Annotated in this window: 18 protein-coding genes; 8 read left to right on the forward strand and 10 right to left on the reverse strand. The window is 45.4% G+C overall.

Going from position 1 to position 21,179, the window contains the following annotated elements; genetic code table 11:
• Nucleotides 1–8 precede the first annotated feature (8 nt).
• Nucleotides 9–416: a MarR family winged helix-turn-helix transcriptional regulator gene (locus GQ671_RS08970; RefSeq protein ID WP_160655880.1), complete on the reverse strand. Its 408-nt coding sequence runs from the start codon at nt 414–416 to the stop codon at nt 9–11.
• 282 nt (nt 417–698) lie between these two features.
• Here GQ671_RS08970 and GQ671_RS08975 point away from each other — a divergent pair, with 282 nt between their 5' ends.
• Both GQ671_RS08975 and GQ671_RS08980 read left to right on the forward strand, forming a co-directional pair.
• Complete coding sequence (locus GQ671_RS08975; protein ID WP_160655883.1) at nt 699–1,442, forward strand: phosphatase PAP2 family protein; 744 nt, start codon at nt 699–701, stop codon at nt 1,440–1,442.
• A gap of 113 nt (nt 1,443–1,555) precedes the next feature.
• Nucleotides 1,556–1,993, forward strand: coding sequence for an acyl-CoA thioesterase (locus tag GQ671_RS08980; RefSeq protein WP_160655886.1), 438 nt, complete (start codon nt 1,556–1,558; stop codon nt 1,991–1,993).
• A 45-nt stretch (nt 1,994–2,038) separates the two neighbouring features.
• Here GQ671_RS08980 and GQ671_RS08985 read toward each other — a convergent pair whose 3' ends face one another.
• The 4 genes from GQ671_RS08985 to GQ671_RS09000 all read right to left on the reverse strand — a co-directional run bounded on the left by GQ671_RS08985 (nt 2,039) and on the right by GQ671_RS09000 (nt 5,766).
• Nucleotides 2,039–2,890: an aldo/keto reductase gene (locus GQ671_RS08985; protein ID WP_160655889.1), complete on the reverse strand. Its 852-nt coding sequence runs from the start codon at nt 2,888–2,890 to the stop codon at nt 2,039–2,041.
• Between the two features lie 23 nt (nt 2,891–2,913).
• Entirely contained in the window at nt 2,914–4,050 is a 1,137-nt protein-coding gene (locus GQ671_RS08990) for a catalase family protein (protein WP_160655892.1), read from the reverse strand.
• Between the two features lie 196 nt (nt 4,051–4,246).
• Complete coding sequence (locus GQ671_RS08995; RefSeq protein ID WP_160655895.1) at nt 4,247–4,870, reverse strand: SDR family oxidoreductase; 624 nt, start codon at nt 4,868–4,870, stop codon at nt 4,247–4,249.
• A gap of 77 nt (nt 4,871–4,947) precedes the next feature.
• Complete coding sequence (locus GQ671_RS09000; protein WP_160655898.1) at nt 4,948–5,766, reverse strand: ZIP family metal transporter; 819 nt, start codon at nt 5,764–5,766, stop codon at nt 4,948–4,950.
• Between the two features lie 128 nt (nt 5,767–5,894).
• Here GQ671_RS09000 and GQ671_RS09005 point away from each other — a divergent pair, with 128 nt between their 5' ends.
• On the forward strand, nt 5,895–6,782 hold the full coding sequence (locus GQ671_RS09005) for an EamA family transporter (protein WP_160655902.1): 888 nt from the start codon (nt 5,895–5,897) through the stop codon (nt 6,780–6,782).
• Here the strand turns inward: GQ671_RS09005 and GQ671_RS09010 are convergent.
• Nucleotides 6,779–8,326, reverse strand: coding sequence for a M protein trans-acting positive regulator PRD domain-containing protein (locus GQ671_RS09010; protein ID WP_322789474.1), 1,548 nt, complete (start codon nt 8,324–8,326; stop codon nt 6,779–6,781). The two genes, GQ671_RS09005 and GQ671_RS09010, sit on opposite strands and share 4 nt — an antisense overlap.
• A gap of 332 nt (nt 8,327–8,658) precedes the next feature.
• Between GQ671_RS09010 and GQ671_RS09015 the strand changes: the two genes are divergently transcribed.
• From GQ671_RS09015 to GQ671_RS09030, 4 genes are all read left to right on the forward strand, one after another.
• On the forward strand, nt 8,659–12,204 hold the full coding sequence (locus GQ671_RS09015) for a vWA domain-containing protein (RefSeq protein WP_160655908.1): 3,546 nt from the start codon (nt 8,659–8,661) through the stop codon (nt 12,202–12,204).
• A 36-nt stretch (nt 12,205–12,240) separates the two neighbouring features.
• Nucleotides 12,241–13,713 (forward strand): SpaH/EbpB family LPXTG-anchored major pilin, encoded by a 1,473-nt coding sequence (locus GQ671_RS09020; protein ID WP_160655910.1) that lies wholly within the window; start codon nt 12,241–12,243, stop codon nt 13,711–13,713.
• A gap of 73 nt (nt 13,714–13,786) precedes the next feature.
• A complete protein-coding gene (locus GQ671_RS09025) occupies nt 13,787–14,665 on the forward strand; it encodes a class C sortase (protein ID WP_160655912.1) in 879 nt (292 codons plus the stop codon).
• Nucleotides 14,658–15,494 carry a class C sortase gene (locus GQ671_RS09030; protein WP_160655914.1) on the forward strand — a complete coding sequence of 279 codons (837 nt, stop codon included), beginning with the start codon at nt 14,658–14,660 and terminating at the stop codon, nt 15,492–15,494. Before GQ671_RS09025 ends, GQ671_RS09030 begins: the two co-directional genes overlap by 8 nt.
• Before the next feature lie 61 nt (nt 15,495–15,555).
• On the opposite strand, the gene GQ671_RS09035 is transcribed toward GQ671_RS09030, so the two are convergent.
• Nucleotides 15,556–16,656 carry a M24 family metallopeptidase gene (locus tag GQ671_RS09035; protein ID WP_246153221.1) on the reverse strand — a complete coding sequence of 367 codons (1,101 nt, stop codon included), beginning with the start codon at nt 16,654–16,656 and terminating at the stop codon, nt 15,556–15,558.
• A 112-nt stretch (nt 16,657–16,768) separates the two neighbouring features.
• Between GQ671_RS09035 and GQ671_RS09040 the strand changes: the two genes are divergently transcribed.
• Complete coding sequence (locus GQ671_RS09040; protein WP_160655919.1) at nt 16,769–17,380, forward strand: hypothetical protein; 612 nt, start codon at nt 16,769–16,771, stop codon at nt 17,378–17,380.
• 42 nt (nt 17,381–17,422) lie between these two features.
• Here the strand turns inward: GQ671_RS09040 and GQ671_RS09045 are convergent, their stop codons facing one another.
• From GQ671_RS09045 to GQ671_RS13115, 3 genes are read right to left on the reverse strand one after another with little or no spacing between them, the layout of a single operon-like run.
• A complete protein-coding gene (locus GQ671_RS09045) occupies nt 17,423–17,974 on the reverse strand; it encodes a sugar O-acetyltransferase (protein ID WP_160655921.1) in 552 nt (183 codons plus the stop codon).
• 10 nt (nt 17,975–17,984) lie between these two features.
• Nucleotides 17,985–19,136: a beta-aspartyl-peptidase gene (iadA, locus tag GQ671_RS09050; RefSeq protein WP_160655923.1), complete on the reverse strand. Its 1,152-nt coding sequence runs from the start codon at nt 19,134–19,136 to the stop codon at nt 17,985–17,987.
• Between the two features lie 36 nt (nt 19,137–19,172).
• On the reverse strand, nt 19,173–21,125 hold the full coding sequence (locus GQ671_RS13115) for a S9 family peptidase (protein ID WP_160655926.1): 1,953 nt from the start codon (nt 21,123–21,125) through the stop codon (nt 19,173–19,175).
• Nucleotides 21,126–21,179 lie beyond the last annotated feature (54 nt).

Raw genomic sequence — 21,179 nt, forward strand, 5'->3', positions numbered from 1 at the left:
CTTCCTTTCTATAATTTGATACGTCCCAATGCATCCACCAGACCTTCCAGCTCTTCATGCTCAAAGTCGCCAAGGACTTCCCGCTGCAGTTCATTCATTTTCGCCCTTACCTCTACAAACAGTGCTTCTCCCGACTCGGTCATCGTAAGGTGCTTGATGCGGCGATCCTCGCCTGGATTCGACTCGATGAAACCAAGTTCCAGAAGATGCTTGATCACCTTCGTTGCCGTCGGCTTTTCAATTCCCCGACGACGGCTGACATCCACAGAAGATGTCTTTCCGTGCTTCTCTATATCCTTCAGGATCAGCCATTGTGAACTGTACAGACCGTAGGCAGAAAGAATACGATTCGCCCGATTGATATAAGGCCGGTAGATTTCCATATAGGTATCAAAAAATTTCTGCTCGATATTCATTGGAACACTCCATTCCGTTAGTTAGCCTGACTAACTATATAGTAGAGGAATGAACTTGTCAATAACGGTGAAAGACTGGCAGATCTCAACTGATCAGCGTTTCTTCGGAACCACTTTTCATATAGGAGCCATCAAGTACAAGGATCATAAAAAGTTTTTCCCCGGTCCTGTCGGGTACAGTTTTAGATAGGAGTTGCATTTCAACTAGGATTGGGTATGCACGATAAGTAAATGCAAAAGGAATAGGAAATAAGACACTATTCGACGGCGAGTGATTGGATTATGGAAGACAAAAATAGGAAGACAAATTTCCCTGTGCTAGTTTTACTGATTGGACTCGGTATAGCTATTTTTTTCCTATGGCTATTCGCAGAACTTTCGGATGAACTTCTGGAAAAAGAACTGCAGCGTTTTGATAATATGATCATCAGCTCTTTTGAATCGATAGCAGCGCCTGCACTCGATAACATTTATATCGTCATCACAGAATTGGGATCTGTGTGGCTTCTGGCAGTCTTATCGGTTATTGTCATCTTGTGCCTCTGGATAAAATCCAAAGATAAATGGGGCATATTGCTCTTTATCATTGCGATGGGTGGTGGTGCCCTGCTGACATCACTGCTGAAACAAGTCTACGGAAGAAGTCGTCCCTCCATCAATGAAGCCATCGATGCCACGGGTTTCAGCTTTCCAAGTGGACACTCGCTGGGGGCACTGGTTTTTTATGGCTTTGTCGCCTATTTCATCATCAGAAGCAGTCGGAAAAGGGCAGTGAAAATTTTGACACTCACCATTTCCGCATTGCTGATCATCCTGATTGGAACGAGCCGCATCTATCTGGGTGCCCATTTCCCAAGCGATGTTCTGGCTGGTTATAGTGTGGGAACGGTCTGGCTGCTTCTGTGTCTACTGTCTCTCGAGTGGGTTCAATGGCAAAGTCACAGCAAGGTAGGCACAGTCCACGCATTGCGCATTTTTTTGAAAAACACTTATGAAAAAGCCAGGCAGAAAATAAAACGCTGGTAAATGATATGGAAAGAGGATGCAGTCGATGCACCTGTCCGGACCAATTGTAGTACAATGTATTTCAGATGCTCATGATGAGCAGGATGAATCGACATAAAGGAAGGTAGAGTAATATGGAACAAGGTTATGTTGCTGAGAAGGAAATACAGATCATGTATGCAGATACGGACATGATGGGCGTCATCTATCATGGCAACTACGCAAAATGGCTCGAACTTGGACGTATGCAGCTGATTGAAGATATCGGATATGACTATGTGGCTATGGAGCGTGCAGGCTACTATGCACCTGTATATAATTTGAATGTCACCTATAAGAAAGCATTGAAGTATGGTGATCGCGCCTTTGTACGCACATGGATCGAAGAAAATAGTGGGATCAAGACTGTCTACGGATATGAAATCGTCAATGGCTCCGGCGAAGTATGTACGGAAGCGACCACTACGCTCATTGTTGTAAAGAAAGTGGATGATGAATTCAAAACGGTTGCATTCAAAAAGACATTTCCGGAATGGTTCCAGAAATATGAACAGATAAAGATAAAGAAATAAAAAAGCGTTCCGGAAATTCCGGAACGCTTCTGTTTATCTGAAAGTCTATACATACTCTTCGTATTCATTCGGGTGCTGGTCTTCCACTCTGCCCGGCTCCCCTTTATCCAGAGCATCTATCGCACTGAGATCCTCATCTGTCAGCTCGAAGTCATATACCTCAAGATTTTCCTTCTGACGTTCTGCAGAAGATGATTTCGGAATGATCAGGACATCGTTCTGGAGGTTCCAGCGGATGATGACCTGTGCCGGTGATTTGCCATACTTTTCGGCAATTTCCTTGATGGTTTCATTTTCAAGTACATCATTGATTTCACGACCGAACGGACTCCATGCCTCCGTCACGATACCATACTTTTTATTTGTTTCGACGAGTGCCTTGTTGTTGAAATACGGATGGCGCTCGATCTGATTGGTTGCTGGTGTGACACCTGTCTCATCAATGATGCGCTCCAGGTGTTCTGCCAGGAAGTTTGATACACCGATGGTCTTGATCAGTCCAAATTTCTGGGCATCAATCAGTGCCTGCCATGCCTGCACATATTTATCCTGCTTCGGCAGTGGCCAGTGTATCAGGTACTTGTCGAAGTAGTCTATACCGATGCGGTAGAGCGACTCCTGAATCATGCCGATGGCTTTATCATAGTCATGCGCCGCACCAGGCAATTTGGAGCTGATGATCAGCTCTTCTCTCGGAACACTGGAACGGCGGATCACTTCGCCCACTGCGCCTTCGTTATTATAGTTCGTCGATGTGTCGATCAGACGATAGCCATTCTCTTCGACAGCTGTCAGCATATTGTTGACACCGATTGCACCCTGGATATTTACTGTACCCAGTCCAATTTTCGGCAGGCTGCTGCCATCATTCAGTTGATATTTTTCATTGTGCATCATTTAGATCTTCCCTTTCAGTATTTTTATAAATTTTCTCTTCCTAAAACCTTTACTACAGTTGAATTTAGCAATTTTGATACTTCGTATTTCATTGCCATGTCAGAGAGGAACACATTGATCGGATCAATATCGGCCGAGTCCAGCAGTTCCTGATACTGCACCCACTCCTCTGCATCGGCAGTCTCTGTAAAATGACTCCATACTTCAGTGAAATAGCTGCGTATCGTTTCTGCTTCATACTTCTTATCGTAAGCCTGATCCATCAGCCGGCTGAACGTCTCAACAGACATTTCTACACCTGCATCGAACAGATGGTTGATTTCATCATACAGCTGGCGGTCTTTGGAGAGGACGAAATACTTCTCTTCTTCCCACAATTCGCGAAGCATTTCATACTCATGCTGATCCAGTTGCACTTCATCCATGCGTCCAAGGAACGAGCGCCTGTAGACAAAGTGTCTGAGGAGCGGAATCTCTCCGTTCGGCGCACGGCCAAACGGTGCATTCATCGCATCCATGAATTTGATTTCCTTCACCTGTACCTCTTTATCGATCGTCACTTTCCCGAGATATAGTTCACTTTCAGGACTATAGCTGGTAATGGATGCATCGTGTTCAGCATACACATCGATCGTTTCGGTACCGGTATCGTAATCCAGTCGGAACTTCAAGGCATCTTTCCCGTAGCTCTGCGCTGAATAATATGAATGATCCATGCCCGTATCCTTCGGTAACCAGCGAGCAAGCGCACCCAGGTGCCGGTATAGATCCCCGGCACGGAATATATCCACAAAACGGATGATGTTTTTATTTCCCAGAAACCGATGGATTCTATAAAATAAATCGATGGTCTCGGACGCTGTCGCAAATGGAAAATATGGAAAGGTCACACCGATGATGTCGATGGGCCGGGCCGGATGGTCAAAGCGTATGGAACAGCCTTTGACATTGATTGTCCAATCCGGTACTTTTTCAGAAGTCGCCACGTTGGAAAGCCGGACGACCGACCGCTCTACATTTCCAAAAATCGCTTTCCCATTATCATTCAATGCAACATCCGCTCCATAGTTCGCACCATTTCCATGCGCTCTTCTGGCACCTGGATCATGCACATTAATCCGTTCGATCAGATCGACGATGATATCTGCTGCTGTTTTCATCAGAACCTCTCCCTCTGCACCTAAGTAAGTACAAACCTTCCATGGCCCCTGATGCAATAATGCCTACCTATATAAAGTTCACCTTTTCATCAGGTTTTAAACTTTTAATATCATTAATGTATAAACTTCTTACAATAAAGATTAGCCAATATGAAAAAGCTGCAAAGCCTGAACAGGCTCTGCAGCTTTTACTGATCTACAGTGTATCTTCTACCGGTGTATCGCCTTCATGCAGATAGAATGTCTTGCCTTCTGCTTTGTTTGTATCGACGATATGCACGAGTACGTTTGCAACGTCTTCTCTTGGAATCTCCGCAACTTCCGTACCGCCTTCAAAGAGCCTTACTTTGCCGGTACCTGCATCGTTAGTCAACATGCCAGGACGCAGAATTGTATAGTCGAGACCGGATGCCTTGAGGTATTCGTCCGCGCGGTGCTTGGCATACATATATGATTTGATCTGATCTGCATTTTTCGGATCGTCTGCACCCATGGAACTGAGTATGACGAAATGTTTCACGCCTGCTTTTTTCGCATTATCGACAGACTCGATTGCACCTTCCTGGTCGATGAGCACTGTCATATCAGTGTCCGTATCGCCGCCGGAACCGGCTGCGAAGACGACAGAATCTACGCCTTCAAATGCATGGGAGAAATCTTCTTGAAGATCTCCGAGTACTGTATCGATGCCTTTATCTTCAAACTGTCCCTGCTGTTCTTCCTTACGAACCATCGCTACTGGCTGATGGCCTTTATCTTTTAATTTTTCAACAACCTGATGACCGACTTGTCCATTTGCTCCTATTACAAGTACTTTCATGTGGTAATTACCTCCTTGTGTTATCCGTTATCTATACCCACATGGGGAGGGGGGCTTAAACATGAAGTTGCAAATTATCAGCCGAGTGCCACATCCAGGATCATCATCAAGGTGAAACCGAGCATCAGACACATGACGGCCAGGTCGGAGTGGCCATTTTTCTGGGTACTTGGAATGACCTCTTCGACGACCACAAAAATCATCGCGCCGGCAGCGAGAGCCAGGGCATACGGCAGAATCGGGCTCATGAATGAAATGGCCAGAATACCAGCGACTGCTGCCATCGGCTCAACAATTCCTGACATCCAGCCGAAGAAAAAACTCTTTGTACGCGACATGCCTTCTCCACGAAGGGGCATGGCGACCGCCATTCCTTCCGGGACATTCTGGATGCCGATGCCGAGTGCCAGTGTCGCCGCCCCGACAGCTACTGATGTCGGGTCAGCATTGGAAGCCAGTGCGCCAAACGCAATGCCGATGGCCAGTCCTTCAGGGATGTTATGTAGCGTGATTGAAAATACAAGCAGCGTACTACGACGCTGCCTTTCGGCACGCCAGCCTTCCATACGATCATCCGGTGCATTTCTGTGTGCATGCGGAATCAGCTTGTCGAATCCATAGATGAACAGCCCACCAAGCAGAAAGCCGACTGCTGCCGGGAACCATTCCCCGATTGGATTGTTCTGGCTGTTTTCTATAGCGGGCGCCAGAAGAGACCAGAAACTCGCCGCAATCATGACACCACCGGCAAAACCGAGCATCATATCCAGAAACTTGTCGCTCACTTCTTTTGTCAGAAATACTACAGCGGCACCAAGACCTGTCATGGTCCATGTAAATAGCGTAGCAGTCAGCGCCTGCATCCAGGGATCAAATCCCATAAAAGTATCTACCATATTCATAACCCTTTCGATATTTAAACATTCATGTAGAAATAATACTCCATTTTGGAGTATAGTAGCCATAATGTGGCTCATTCCATATCCATACCACACCCGTCATCTATTGAAACGGAGGGAGCATAATGAAATCCAGTCTGGCACCCATCATGATTCTCGTTGCAGCAATTCTGTGGGGCACCGCAGGCACCGCGAAAACATATCTGCCTGAAAATGTCGACAGTCTGTCTATCGGTGCCATGCGCCTGATCATCGGCAGCCTGATTCTGATCATCATCGCCCTGTTCATGAGACAGTTCAGAATAAAGGGCTGGCCCTGGCGTATGGTTTTGGCAGCAGGCATCGCCATGGCACTTTTCCAGCCGTTCTTCTTCAATGCAGTCACACTGACAGGTGTTGCCGTCGGCACTGTGGCCTCCATAGGAAGTGCACCGGTATTTTCCGGTCTGATCGAATGGCTTTTCTTCAAAATACGACCCGATCGTGTATGGTGGGTGTCCACTACACTTGCCATACTTGGCTGTGCACTGCTGATGTTCAACACGGGATCGATCACGGTCGACCCACTCGGTATCCTTTCCGGTCTTGGAGCAGGAGTAACCTTTGCGAGCTATACGATTATGAACTCAAGGATGGTCAGGAACCATCCACCCATCGCAATAACCGCAATCGTCTTCACCATCAGCGCACTGCTGCTCACACCATTCCTACTGTTGAACGACCCGTCCTGGCTGGCCACAACAGGTGGCATCTCGGTCTCTTTATATATCGGACTGTTCGCCACCGGACTTGCATACTTCCTGTTCGCCAGTGGTCTGAAGCACGTCAAATCTTCATCCGCCGTAACACTCTCACTGGCGGAACCTTTGACCGCTTCTCTCCTCGGCGTCCTGTTTGTCGGCGAAGTGCTCGCACTTTGGTCATGGGCCGGACTCATCATGCTGCTTGCCGGACTCGTCCTGCTCGCCTTGCAGTCGAGGGGACGATCCAGAAAGATTCCCACACAGACCTAGGACTGAATCGGATATGACATATTTCGATACTCGGGACTGATCGGCTCGGGGCCTTGGGATTTCCATCGCGAGAACACGGAATATGAGCTTATGGCTTCTCTCAACTGTTTGATATCATATCTATTCGGCACACTATTTATGCTGACCACGATTTTATTTTCAATCGGTTCGAGCGGAAAATTGGCAATGATCACTTCTGCATCATACTCAGCAAGCTGATCCAAACTTGTTATGCTGCCATTGCAGACTTTGATATCAATCTGGCTGCCGAATTCAACATCGAGTAGTTCCTTTGATATTTGAGCATGATAGATATCCAGGTTGCTGATCAGCAATGCTTTGACCTGTCCCTGTTTTTCAAGATAGAACTGGGGCAGGCCTTTCCAGTGGATGATCAGCGTATAGAGCAGATGATTGATGAAATCATTTTTGACGTTGAACGAAAGTTCATGCAAAACATGAGTCAGCCCCTCCTTAGCTGCTGAAAAGAAATCAGGCATGTGTGCTTCAGCTACTTCCAATATCGGATTGACACTCTTGAAAAAGACACTTTCAACATAGATTTCAAAGTTTTCAAAGTGCGCCGTGTTATGGAGGTTGAGAATGATATGCTCACGGTTATAAACGGGTATGTTAAAGCGCTTGGACAGCTGCTCGACCAACCTCGAAAAACTCAGGTGCGACCTATTCACCTCAGGCGTAACGAATGAAGCACTGAGTAGCGCACTGTAGTCGAAGTGTACGTTTCTTTGTGCATAGCCATAAAATATATCGCTCAAGACTGCCTCATCCAGATTCCTTTCCAGCAATCCATCGAACTTCTTGTACAGTTCCTCATCATCTTCCAGCGCAGCCAGCAAATATGCAGCCTTCTCTCGATCATAATCAAAAAATTCCACAGGATGATTCTGATTCACTCTCATTATCGACACGGACATCAGAATCTTTACATTCCTGATTATGGCAAAATCGAGGGGCTCATTGAAAGCCTTCATTACGAAGATGACGATTTTAGTGAGCGTACCTTCGTCTATGCTGTCGAATGGCCAAGAAACGCCCTTATACTTTTCACTGAGGTACTGAGCATAGAAATGCCGTATTTTCTCCTCTTCTCCTTTAAGACAGCATGGATTGGTCGCAAAATGCAGATCAAAGTCCGTAACGAGTATGCTGTCGATTGCACGGATACGCCGATATGTAGTGGACGTGCTGGTATGAAAATAATCTGCCAGCTCATCGACGGAGATTCCCTCATTAAAAAAGATGTGTTCCAGCATGGAATGTTCCATCGACAATTCAAAGTAGCGTCTATATATGTGATCCAGGTTCTTCCCCGGAAAGAATACCAGCTCAAAACACCTATCTTTATGTTCAATTTCAAAAATTCCCGTTCCAATACTATGATTGATGCTATGAATATCCTCTCTCAACACCCTTTCTGATATATCCACCTCTCTAGCAAGCTGTTCCACTGGTACTGGCTTAAAGCGAGTCGCCAAATACCTGATGATGTCCTTATGCCTTACAAACCACGCTGGTAGCACCCTTCTCAAAATCTCACCTTCTCCTTTTATTCTAATCGTGTATTATTTTACCATTTATTTTCATATTGTGTCTTTGAAAGCACATGAAATGGCAAAGTTATCTGCTCAAGGATTTTATATTACAAATAATAATGTATATTTATTCATAATACCTTCTTCTGCTATTATCTTCTCCTTTATACTACCCCCATTTTCTGATTCTTATATAAAATTAAGTTTCAAAAAGTGCATTACTTGTGAGACATGTTGATTTGTGCATCCATTCACTTACTTATAAAATGTTTGTAGGACATCATTTGATAGCAATCACCTGAAGTTAATAAGGGAGGTTTTTGAAAATCAGAAAAATCAGCTTCATCCTTCTAGCTGTCCTTCTACTGCATTCCACTTTTCTGGACACTCTGGTTTTCGCAAATCAATCTCCTGAGAATACAGGTGGCACTGGACTAGTCGAAGTAGAAGGGCATGAAGAAAATGACATTATGACATGGCGTATAAAAGTAAATGATCGTGCTGCCGCCTATACAGAAGGTACGCTGAACTTTCAGCTCTATGGTGGCCATGAACTGGATGCAGAGAACATCAATATTCTAAAGGAAACGGTCGGTACACTGGAAGAAAGAAGCGATGGTACATATACAATCCAGCTTGACGACCCATCAAAAGCTTCAAATTTTGTTCTTACAACGAAAATTACAGATCAGCATACTTCAAACTATACATTGAGTGTCGAGGCGTCATTGGATCAGCATACCGCCAAAGCTGCTGATATCCACCACACCATGCAGAATATTGAAGGTACCATCACTTTTAAGAATCTGCCAGAAGATGAAAAACCGCCGGCGACTCTGGTTCACCTGTTCGATACAGCAGCATCAGAAACAGTTGGAACTTTGGAGGTTCCACCAGATGAACCATCATTCATATTCAAAGATATCCGGAAATATGACGATGATAACTCCGAAATAATCTACGAAATAAAGACAGAACCCCTGGGCAACTACACGACCGTGGGAGAAACCGAAATTGTGCATGAATACCTGGAGGCGGAAGTCGAAGGTATGATCTCCAACACCTCACGGACTGCATTCAGTATCGAAGTTGCCAATGATCAGACAGGGACAGTCATCAGAACAATAGATATAGAGCCCGATGCACACAGCTATAAGATTGAAGAGCTGCCACTGAATGATGCAGAGGGGAATGCGATTACCTACAGTATCTACCCTATAGCGCAAGAAGCAATCGAAATAACAGTTAAAGATAATAATATAGAAGTAAATGATATCAAAGCCGAAGAAAATGCAGAAAAGCAATCTGAAGAAACATCTGCGGAACAGCCTGAAAACAGCTCTGAAGCAGTTCAAAAAGATGATGAAACAGAGACATCTGTCGATGAACCGGTGAAACTGGAAGAAGAAACGGTTGGACCGTCCGAGGAAAATGAAGCGCCAACAGAAGAAGCAGCGGAAACCTCAGAAGAGACTCAAGAAAAACCAGAATCACCCGAAGTTGATACTACAGAAATAAATGGATCTGAAATTGAAGCAGCTTTATCTGATAACGAAAAAGATAAAGAAGCACTAGAAGAAAGTACCGAAGAATCAAACCTCACCGAAGAAAGTGAATTATCAGAAAGCGAAGCGATGGATGAAATAGAGACAGAAGTGTTTGAAGAAACATCAGAAAAAAAGGTCGAGATTTCGAAGACGCAAAAGCTTGCACTGGAAGAAACAAAGTCAGTAAGTACTGAAGCAACGACTTTTGGCAACCTGACTCAAGAATACAGTTTCATGCCACGTATGGCGACTGCACTTGGAGCCATGTCTATATCAGGAGAGCAGCCACTCTTCCCGGGTTGTGAAAACACTATGGCATCACCTTTTCCAGGCATCGCAAGCAATCAGTCAAACATCGACAGGATGGGTTGGCAGGAATATGACCTTTATAGAAACCGGACCCCACAGCCCATAAAATATGATGAAGGCTACCTGCAGAAATGTGCCACACCTAATGATGCTGAACATTCATACAGCATCAATGTGTCTACACAAGGGAGTGCAACCACTACTGCACAGCCACTGGACATAGTGCTGGTACTGGACAACTCCAGCAGTATGGATGATCGGTACGCTGACGGTACAACACGGTGGCAAAGAACCCGTGCGGGCGTGGTGGATTTTGTTAAAACCATGACAGAGGACAACAACAATGTTCGTATATCCATCGTCAACTATTCGACAGAGATTGTCAGCTCAAGCAGCCTGACAAATGACACTGCACGTATACTTTCTTCACTTCCTCAGAAAAATCCGGGAGGAGGTACCTTTACACAACGTGGATTGATAAAGGGGGAAGAAATTCTATCATATTCTCCAGATGACGTTAAAAAAGTTATGGTCCTTTTGACTGATGGCGCTCCAACATATAGCTATAAGGGAGAGAGTGTCTCTGAGAGAGGTAATCCCGAGACGATAAATAAATTTGAAAGTACGTATTATGGCAAATTAAACATGATGGGGGATGGGACAAGCTACCACATGAGAAGCTTTTTAAGACATGGTTACTATATCTCTCATTCCCTATTCTCTTATACTCATATAGTTAACCACGGACAACCGACAATATCACAAGCAAAATTGATTAAAGACAACAACCCTGATTGGGACATCTTCACTGTCGGAATTGATTTAGAAAATAAATCTCGTAATGATGGTGCTTCATTAAAAGAAATGAACGAATTGCTTGGGAGAATCGCCAGTGATCCTACTTATGCATATAATTTGCCTGATCCAGCAAATGGTCTACCTGGTGCTTTACATGACATACAAGATAAGATCTCCGTCAATTCTTTCAGCGATGGAAAAATTACCGACCCAATCGGAGAGATGTACGATCTCGACCTTGGACCTGATAAAGTGTTCGATGCAAGTGACTACACACTGACTGCTTCATCAGCTGAAATAAAGAACACAGCAAAAATATCATACAACACTGCAATGCGCACCTTATCTGTAACAGGAGTTAATTTAGGGAAGAACGACTGGTTGAATTTGAACTATAATGTCATTCTTCGTACAGGTGACCCCAATTTCCAGATGAATACCTGGTATGCAATGAATGGTAGAACCACTGCTGTACCGACTAAGACAAGTAATAGAGTGCTCGATTATCCAATCCCTGAAGCCAGAGCACTGCCTAAAAAATATGATTTCATATTCACAAAAACCGATGAAAATGATAAGCCATTAGCAGGTGCGAAGTTTCAACTGAAAAATAGTGAAGGCAGCATTACTGCTACGTCAACATCAAGAAACGATGGAAAAGTTATCTTTCCACAAATCTCCGTCGGCGATTATGTATTGATGGAAACCTCGGCACCAAATGGCTACCAGCCGGACGGCATCAAGTACAAAGTAACCATCGGAAAAGATGGTACATACGCCATCAATGGAAAATTACATGACACGAAATCATTCTCAATAAAGAACATGCCTAAACTGAGCAAGCTGAAAATAATCAACCATACGCCGAGCAGTGAGTCCGAAGTATTACCAGGATCTACTTTCGAACTGAGAGACCTCAATGGAAAGGTCATAAGCACAGGCATTACTGATAAGAATGGTGAACTGATATTCAGTGAGCTGAGATCTGGTGATTATCTGCTCGTAATGACAAAAGCACCAGCAGGACATTCTTTGAACAGCGAACCCATGAGAATCGCTTTGAATGGCCAGGACATCGAGACAATCGAAATAGAAAATGCACCACAGATGCTTCCTGAAACAGGCGGCATGGGTACTATCCCTTTCTTCGCTATCGGACTCTTCATCGTTTTTATGTCATTATTTTCTAAAAATAGATTAAAAATCAAATAAGATGCTAAGCATCATAAAACCATAGGAGGCATTTATATGTCGAAACTTTACAAGCTTACTTCAATGATTTTTGCACTCTGCCTGATAATCACTTTAGTGATACCTCAGGAAATTATTCATGCTACAACTACTGAAACTGAAAACCTCACAAATCTGACTATTCATAAAATCACAGGAGACACTAAAGAAACAGCCAGTTACGGAGAATTGACTGGTACAGAAACTCCAGATGGCGAACCAATTTCAAATATTATATTCACCTACTGGGAAGTCAGTAAAGCACATTACGATGTAATGATGGAGAATCAGACCGCCTACCAAACAACCACTCAAGTTGAAACACTCACCAATACATCTGGTACAGCTTTGTCAGCTACGCAGGATGATGGAACAACAAGTATCAAGGGACTGACCGAAGGGTACTACTGGTTTGTTGAAAATAAATCAGCCGCCGTTATAAAATCAGCCGCTGTTCCGTTCGGACTGGTTCTGCCTATCACAAATAAGAATGGTAACGGATATATCACGAATCTTCATGTCTATCCAAAAAACACACTAGCAGCTACACCAACGATAGACGAAACAATTTCCGGAAATAACGATAAATCAAAATCTGCAGATATCGGAGAAAATATCACATGGAATATCAAAACGACTGTGCCGAAAGGGATAGAAGAATACGATAAATATACAATCGAAAGTACGATTCATGATCATCTTAATTTCAATGTCGATAACGTTAGTGTAGATTACAACGGCACAACTCTTAAGAAAGACATTGATTACAGTATTTCATTCAACGATGGTTCAAGAAATTTAATAATTGAATTACCAAAAACTAAGTTTAGTGAAATGGGAGCTGCTTGGAATGACTCCCAAAACCCGCCAACGTTACACATCTCTATGACTAACCGCATCAACAATCATGCAGAAATGGGAAATCCCATCAAGAATAACTCCAGGATACTTTTTGATAATGGTCATGGAACAAACAGCTCGACAAGCGTGGAAGAACCACCTGTGGTCTACACAGGAGGTAAGAAGTTTATCAAAGTAACTGAGGATCGAGATGAAAATGGAAAATTGGTAACCTTGCCAGATGCTGAATTTGTAATATTAAATAGTAATGGCAAATTCTTAAAACAAGACAAGGAAACATTAGATGTCTCTTGGGCGGCAACACAAGCAGAAGCGAAGAAGTTCACGTCGAACACAGATGGTACTTTTGAAGTTACAGGGCTATCTTACGGAATAGATAATGATAACAATGAAGGTTCATCTACTTATACGTTAAGAGAAACCAAAGCACCTACTGATTATGCTCTGCCTACAAATCGAAATACAGAGTTTATTGTAAATAATTCATCCTATAACGATACACAGCCAATCATTAATAAAAGAGTATCAATCCCTGATACCGGTGGTACAGGTACCATCCTTTTCACAGTGATTGGCCTGGCGTTGATGATACTTGCTCTGGTACTGATCAGAAGAAGAAAGCAGGCGTAGTGAATTTGAGATAGATAAAGGTGGACAGCACTGTCTGCCTTCTTTCTTTTCAGAATAAAACAGGAGGCATAGTATGGCTCAGGAAAAAAATCAAAGCAACCGTAAAAAGAACTTCATTTTCAATCTGATCATTGTTCTCATCTTCCTGATTGGCCTTGGCATATTGATCTATCCCATGGTCAGTGCGGTCTACTATGACTACCGTGCCAGTGATGAAGTGGCGGATTTCAACGCGGAGGCGAAGCGTCTCGACCAGGGTGGCATTGACGCGCGCATGGAAAAGGCGCATGCATACAATCAATCGTTGACAGGTCACGAGTCCCTGAATGACTTCTACACGGAAGCGGAAGAGGAAGAAGGAAAGGCAATGTACGCCCAGATGCTTGAAGTGAATGAAAAGATGGGAACAGTGGAAATTCCAAAAATTCATCAGGAGCTGCCCATCTACGCAGGTACCGGAGAGACTGTACTGCAAAAAGGAGTCGGACATCTTGATGGAACTTCCCTCCCTGTCGGGGGGAGAACCACTCATAGTGTACTGACTGCACATAGAGGATTGCCGGATAAGAAATTGTTCACGGATCTCGACGATATGGAAATCGGTGATGTCTTCTTCATTCATAATATCGATGAAACACTTGCGTATGAGGTCGACCGGATTGATGTGATTGAACCGTCGGATTTTGAAAAACTGAGGATCGAAGAAGGTGGGGATCATGTGACACTTTTGACATGCACACCGTATATGGTCAATTCTCACAGACTCATTGTGCGTGGTCATCAGATCGCATACACGCCGGAAGTCCAGGAATACCATGAAGAAGGAAAAGCACCATGGTGGATGAAGTTCTTCAATGTCTACAAAAACTACATGATCGGGCTTGGAATTGTAGTCCTCTTCTTCATACTTGGGCGGATATGGAAAAGGAGAAAGGGTAGAACCAATGATTAGAAAACTGGTTATTACAGCACTTTTCCTTTTTGGATTATTCATATTCCTGTATCCGACTGTCATGAAGTTCTATCACAACTACACCATGTCCCGCCAGTCGGACGCTATTTCAGAACAGTTTCAAGTGAGTTCAGAGGATCAAAGAACAGCCTATCAGAATTTCACACATTATAATGAATCTCTTTCGGGAACAAGCTCAATAGACAGCCCGCCTGTAGTAGTGAAGAAAGATCATACAGCGCGCATGTACGAGGACATGGAAAATGTTGTCGCGACCATCGATATACCCGCCCTCGATATCCACTATCCGGTGTTTGAAAAGGCGACGCCTGAGAATCTTGATCGCGGTGTTGCCCGTGTAGAGGGAACCAGCTATCCGGTAGGCGGGAAACCTTCCAATAGTGTCCTAGCGGCCCACTCCTATTCATCGGATTATGAGTGGTTCACCCACATCGATAAATTGCAAGACGATGCAATCGTCATCATCAATAACTTCGAAGATACCCTCTATTACAAAGTTTCAGGTCGAGAGATCATTTCTCCTGATGAAGTGGATAAGCTTGCGATACGTGAAGATGAAGATATGATCACCTTACTTACATGCACTGCATCTGGTGAGGATAGGGTGCTCGTCTATGCTGAACGCACCTCGCCTCCATCAATAGAGATGATCCAGGACACCGTCGCAAGTTCAAAGTCCAATTCTGAAATCAAAGAGGACAGGCAGTGGAAGGAACACATTAAAGTGATGTCCAGCTCTTCCGGGATCGTCGCCATCGCACTCATTCTGATCGCGTTATTTCTCCTGTTCATGAAGAGACGAAAGTAGCATCTGAATATAAAGAGGGTACAGCTCAGACCAGCTGTACCCTCTTTGAGTCTATTTTACTTTATCCTTCAATCGTGATACTGTCGATATCCTTAGGGAATTTCGTAAAGACATGCGTGGTATCATCGATATAGAGCATATCTTCGATGCGCACCCCACCGAACCCTGTTTTGTAGACACCCGGTTCGATGGTGATGACATGACCATTCTCAAGCTTGTCCGTATTCTGGGCGTCGAGTGATGGTGCTTCATGCAGTCCGAGACCGAGACCATGTCCAATACGGTGTGTGAAATATTCACCATAACCGTCTTCCATGATTTCATGACGTGCGGCTTCATCCAGCGCATTCATCTGTGTGCCGGCCTGCGCTTTCTTGATACCCGCTTCATTCGCTCTCAATACAGCGTTATAGATGGCTTCCTGCTCTTCGGTCGGGTCGCCGATGATGAATGTGCGTGTCATGTCGGATACATAGCGGTCTTTGGTTACAACACCGAAATCAATGAGCAGGAAGTGTCCCGGTTCGACGGTCGTATCGCCTGAAGTGCCGTGCGGCAGTGCGGAGTTTTCTCCTGTCAGTACGAGGGGACCGAAAGAAACATCAACTGCACCATATTCCTTCACTTTACGTAGCAGGAACTCTGCGATTTCCTTCTCCGTCCTGCCGGAAACAGGTTCATTCACCAGGTCCGCCAGCGCCTTTTCCGTTATATCAACAGCTTCCTGAAGCTTTTCCCTGTCGTCTTCATCCTTCTTGCCACGCAGACGATTGATCTCCGGTTCGATGGATTGAATCTGCTCGGCTGTATAATTTTCAAGCAGCTTCTGGTAGCGGTTGTATGTGACATGGCCCCCTTCGATCCCGATGGTCTCTGCATCCATCAAGTGTTCAAAGATCTGTCTGAAAGGATCCTCTCCGTCACTGTACGGTAGGTGATTGTCCACCGTCGCCTCATCATTGACCACTTCCTGGTCGAGTGCCGGGAACATCAGTGCCGTATCATTCGACTTTACATCTACCAGCAGAGCGAGCATCCGCTCATGTGGTTCAATGAAGCATCCTGTAAAATAGAAGACGTTTGTCGGTTCTGTAATGATGACCGCATCCACATCCAGCATGGATGTGAGATTCTCTACTCTCTTCTTGTATTTCTCTGTCATTTCAACCATCCTTTCGCTTTTGTTCGTCATTGTCAATATAACATAGTTTAAGTCGTTATTAATTGTGCGTCACTTGTGCTAATATGATAGCAATCGTCCAGGGGGTCTGATAATGCCACTATCTTTTTTCATGAAAATCCATAGGAGACTATACCCGACTTTCATCATTTCACCCTATATCACCATTCCACTTCTATTGATAGCCACACTGGCTACCAGCAGTTTCGGACATCTGCTCGGTGGAGAGCTGTTTACGGGAAACGCCATTTCAAATGTCCCTTTCATCAGCACACTGCTGCTGCGAATCGGCATTCTCACCATATATGTCGCATCCAATCTGCTTTTTCTATACTTCATGATCCGGTGGTTCAGAAAAAAACCGGTGCGTATACTGTCATTGCTTTCCTACTATGCAGTATTTGCGACCATCGTATTCGTTCTATCCAACTGCCTGTTCCTGCTTGTCACAGCAATCGACCACTTCTTTAATATGAATGAAGCACCACTGCTCATTCTTTTCGGCATCTCCCTCGTCATCATTTTTACGCTGCTCAACCTGTATCCCGGCTATTTGTTCTACCTGGCCATCCGGCACCGGCCGATCGATACGTTCTGGCCGGTGATCCTCTATATCATCGGCATCCACCTCATCACGTATACACTGCTCAGATTATGGAATGCTGTCGATATCATCATTCTATGGAATCTGGATGCAGTCATATGAAAAAACGTTGATCTCCACATAGGAAAGTCAACGTTTTATTTTTCATTCCGCTTCTATTGTACGGATCGGCTTGCAAGGATTCCCCACAGCCACTGTATTCGCCGGTACATCCTTCACAACCACCGACCCTGAACCGATGACTGCGTTCTCACCGATTGTGACACCTGGATTGACGGTGGCATCAGCACCGATCCATACATTGTCACCGATAGTGATTGGCTCCCCATACTCGAGCCGTTGTCTTCTTTTCTCCGGGTCGATCGGATGATTGACAGTGACGAGGGAAACATTCGGGCCCAGCAGCACGTCATCACCGATCGTTATTTTGGCAACATCGAGAAAGACGCAATTGTAGTTTGCGTAGAAATTGCGGCCGACTCTGATATTGATCCCATAGTCGCAGAAGAATGGCGGCCGGATGCTGAGTCCTTCGACATGATATCCAAACAGCATATCGAGCAGCTGTCCTTTGTCTCCGCCTCCCGGATGGTTGTACTGCGCCATCAGATTCTGGGCATTATCCCTCAGATGGACGAGCGTCGGATCTTCCGGATTGTAGTATTCGCCCCTCAGCATCTTTTCCTTTTCAGTCATTCTGCCCACCTCATTCATCAAAAGTTGATTTTGCGGTTACGCTGCCGGCCTCAAGCAGTATTCTCCCTTTTGCCATGACCATATCGAGCTGGTATTCGGAATCGAACAGCAGCAGGTCTGCATCATATCCTGCCTTCAGATTCCCTTTTTTATCGAGTTTAAGCACATCTGATGGATGTTTTGTCACCAGACTGAATATCTCTTCGGGGCTGAACTTTGCCGATTTCAAAAGCTGCCGGAGATTTTCAAGCAGCGCTTTCGGACGGGCTACAGCCAAATGGGTGAGCCGACCTGCCGCATCGAAAACCGGAAGACTGCCATTGCCATCCGAAGACAGTGTCAGTTTCGACATATTACCGCCTGCCTGCTGGAACAAGGAAACGTGCGAGACGATATCTTCATCGGCAGTCATATCCACATAGGCACCCCTTCTTGACAGATGGGCTGCATCTTCAATCAGTTCGGATGTCCGGTTGACATGGGTCGGATAGATCTTTTCAGCAGGGATATCATACTGGTCGAGCAGTTCGTGCAGCAGGCTGAGCTTCCCGGCACCTGGACCGACGTGGAAATGAGTCACCCCGGCCTTGCCTGAAGTCAGTCCGCCGATTCTGGTATCCGCAGCCACCTTTGCCAGTTCGTGTACACTCGGCTGACCCGAACGATGATCGGAAATCGCCACTTCCGCCGTACCGATCACCTTGTCGAGCAGATAGATGTCCTTTTGGATATCACCGGTCACGGTCGGCACCGGCACATGATAGTTGCCGGTATACATATATGCCGTCATCCCTTCCGTATCCAGTGCTTTGGCTTTTGCGTAGAGGGATTCCAGGTGACGGCTCGTCTTATCGGTGCCGATCAGACCGACTGCCGTTGTAATGCCTGCTGCAATGAAATCTTTGATGTTCGTTTCAGGTGTCCGTGTATGATAGCCGCCTTCACCACCGCCACCGATCAGATGGACATGGGGATCGATCAGTCCAGGTGCAATCAGCTTTCTCCTGCCATCGATGATGCGGATATCGAGACCTAAGTTTTCATAGGCTGAAGCATCAATTTCCCGGGAAATCTTTTCGATGCGGTCGTTGAAAATGATGATGTCCTGTGAACCCAGAGGTTCAGGCGCATAAATATATGCACCCTTCACTAATGTAATCAATGTTTAACCCCTTCCTCCTTCCTCGGGTTGATGGAATCAGTCGAGATATTTTTCGAACCAGTCGACCAGATGCGTCAGACGCTCGATTCTCAAGTTCGGCTTCCCTGTTCGGGACAGATTGTGGTCCGCTTCAGGGAAACGGACGAACTGCGTCTCCTTTTTCTGGTACTTGAGCGCAATATACAGCTGTTCCGCCTGCTCGATCGGACATCTGAAATCGCGCTCGCTGTGCAGGATGAGCAATGGTGTATTGATGGCATCGACATATTTGATTGGTGAATGGTGCCACATCTTTTCGATGTCGCTGAATTCCGCCTGGATCTGCCAGTCTGTGAAATAGTAGCCGATATCAGACACGCCGCGGAAGCTGACCCAGTTGCAGATGCTGCGCTGTGTCACTGCCGCCTTGAAGCGATCTGTATGTCCAACGATCCAGTTGGTCATGAAGCCGCCATACGACCCACCGGTAACACCGAGGTTATTCTGATCGATCCAGTCATACTGTCCTGTAATATAATCGACCCCTGCCATGATGTCCCGGTAGTCGCCACCGCCATAGTCGCCACGGACTGCATCCACGAATTCCTGGGAATAGCTGTGCGATCCTCTCGGATTCACAAACAGTACGGCATAGCCCTTTGCAGCAAGCACCTGCATCTCATGGAAGAAGGAGTTGCCGTAGAAGGCATGCGGTCCACCATGAATATTGGTGATCATCGGGTATTTCCCGCCTTCCGCATATCCTGCCGGTTTCATGAACCAGCCCTGCACTTCTGTACCATCTTCGCTATTGAAGGTGATATCTTCCGGATCCACCAGTTCCGTATCATCTGCATATGTCTGGTTCACATATGTCAGCTGTTCAAGTGAGGCATTTTTGAAGTCATATCTATATAGTTCACTTGGGGAAGTGTGCTGTGAAATCGTGAGCACCGCATACTCTTTCGTCGCATCCATGCCGAAGATGTGGTGACGGCCTTCAAGCAGCGGCTTGATTGTGCCATCCGTACTGCCTTCATATAGGTTGACACTGCCATCATCGGAAACAAGAAAGACAAAACGATCATCCGAGATCCACTGCACGGGATTGCCCTCGACCGATTGCTGCGTATCAGCTGCCAGATAGTCGCCAACTGGTTTGTCGAGCCCCTCGGTGATATCTGTCTTCTCTCCTGAATCTATATCATACAGATGGAGCGCACCATGCGTTGCATTTTCATACTCCCGGCTCATCTCCACAATCAGCAGGCGCTTTTCATCCGGTGAAACAGATACTTTCATGAAGCCGCCAGCGTCAGATGGGACTTCCTTCGGCTCATTTTCGCCCTGTCTGATATACAGTGTCTGGCTGAAGTTGAAATCGGGATCGTCACTCTGATCGGTCGAATAGACCAGCGTATCACTGCCGATGGTCTCGTGAAGAGTAAAATTCTCTTCTCCGTCGAGAAGTGTCTCTGTTTCTTTCGTATCCAGATCCACGACTTTCACTGCCTGGTATTTTTCCTTGAGCAGCCCTACACTGTCCGCCTTGTATTTCATACGGTCGATGACAACAGGTTCCGGCTTCTTATCTTTATCGGATTTTTCATCCTCATTCTCGTCTTCACCCTTTTCAACCGAGACATGATAGAAGACTTTCGTGCCATCCTTCGAAAACTCGGCACTGTTGACACCCGACTTCTCCTTTGTCAGCTGCGTCCGCTCACCCCCGGTTGTACGGAGTAGAAATACTTGCGGCTTATCCTCCACTTTGGCAATGAACAGTGTCCACTGCCCATCTTCAGAATGTCTCACATTCGACAGACGCTCCTCCTGATATGTAAGCTGCTGCAGGGATTCGTCCTGAATCCTGTACAGGTTGGTGATGTAGTCGTTCTTCTCCTCATCCAGGTGCGTCACCAGCGTTGTAATCTGCTGATTCGCTCCCACTTTTGGCGAAGATACCGATTTGATTTTGAAAATATCCTTTATATCTGCTTTTTGTGCCACTATGATTCCCCCTAGATTTTTAAAAAACTGAATTTACAGCCTTTTCACTATTTT

It is taken from the genome of Salinicoccus hispanicus (genome assembly GCF_009831115.1).
GTDB classification, from domain to species: domain Bacteria; phylum Bacillota; class Bacilli; order Staphylococcales; family Salinicoccaceae; genus Salinicoccus; species Salinicoccus hispanicus.

Bases quoted from the DNA above. Each gene is read 5' to 3' on its own strand.
- GQ671_RS09005 (WP_160655902.1), top strand. From the start codon at position 5,895: ATGAAATCCAGTCTGGCACCCATCATGATTCTCGTTGCAGCAATTCTG.
- GQ671_RS09000 (WP_160655898.1), bottom strand. From the start codon at position 5,766: ATGGTAGATACTTTTATGGGATTTGATCCCTGGATGCAGGCGCTGACT.
- GQ671_RS08970 (WP_160655880.1), bottom strand. From the start codon at position 416: ATGAATATCGAGCAGAAATTTTTTGATACCTATATGGAAATCTACCGG.
- GQ671_RS08980 (WP_160655886.1), top strand. From the start codon at position 1,556: ATGGAACAAGGTTATGTTGCTGAGAAGGAAATACAGATCATGTATGCA.
- GQ671_RS09035 (WP_246153221.1), bottom strand. From the start codon at position 16,656: ATGACAGAGAAATACAAGAAGAGAGTAGAGAATCTCACATCCATGCTG.
- GQ671_RS09040 (WP_160655919.1), top strand. From the start codon at position 16,769: ATGCCACTATCTTTTTTCATGAAAATCCATAGGAGACTATACCCGACT.
- GQ671_RS08975 (WP_160655883.1), top strand. From the start codon at position 699: ATGGAAGACAAAAATAGGAAGACAAATTTCCCTGTGCTAGTTTTACTG.
- GQ671_RS09045 (WP_160655921.1), bottom strand. From the start codon at position 17,974: ATGACTGAAAAGGAAAAGATGCTGAGGGGCGAATACTACAATCCGGAA.
- GQ671_RS09030 (WP_160655914.1), top strand. From the start codon at position 14,658: ATGATTAGAAAACTGGTTATTACAGCACTTTTCCTTTTTGGATTATTC.
- GQ671_RS08985 (WP_160655889.1), bottom strand. From the start codon at position 2,890: ATGATGCACAATGAAAAATATCAACTGAATGATGGCAGCAGCCTGCCG.
- GQ671_RS08995 (WP_160655895.1), bottom strand. From the start codon at position 4,870: ATGAAAGTACTTGTAATAGGAGCAAATGGACAAGTCGGTCATCAGGTT.
- GQ671_RS09025 (WP_160655912.1), top strand. From the start codon at position 13,787: ATGGCTCAGGAAAAAAATCAAAGCAACCGTAAAAAGAACTTCATTTTC.
- GQ671_RS09020 (WP_160655910.1), top strand. From the start codon at position 12,241: ATGTCGAAACTTTACAAGCTTACTTCAATGATTTTTGCACTCTGCCTG.
- GQ671_RS08990 (WP_160655892.1), bottom strand. From the start codon at position 4,050: ATGAAAACAGCAGCAGATATCATCGTCGATCTGATCGAACGGATTAAT.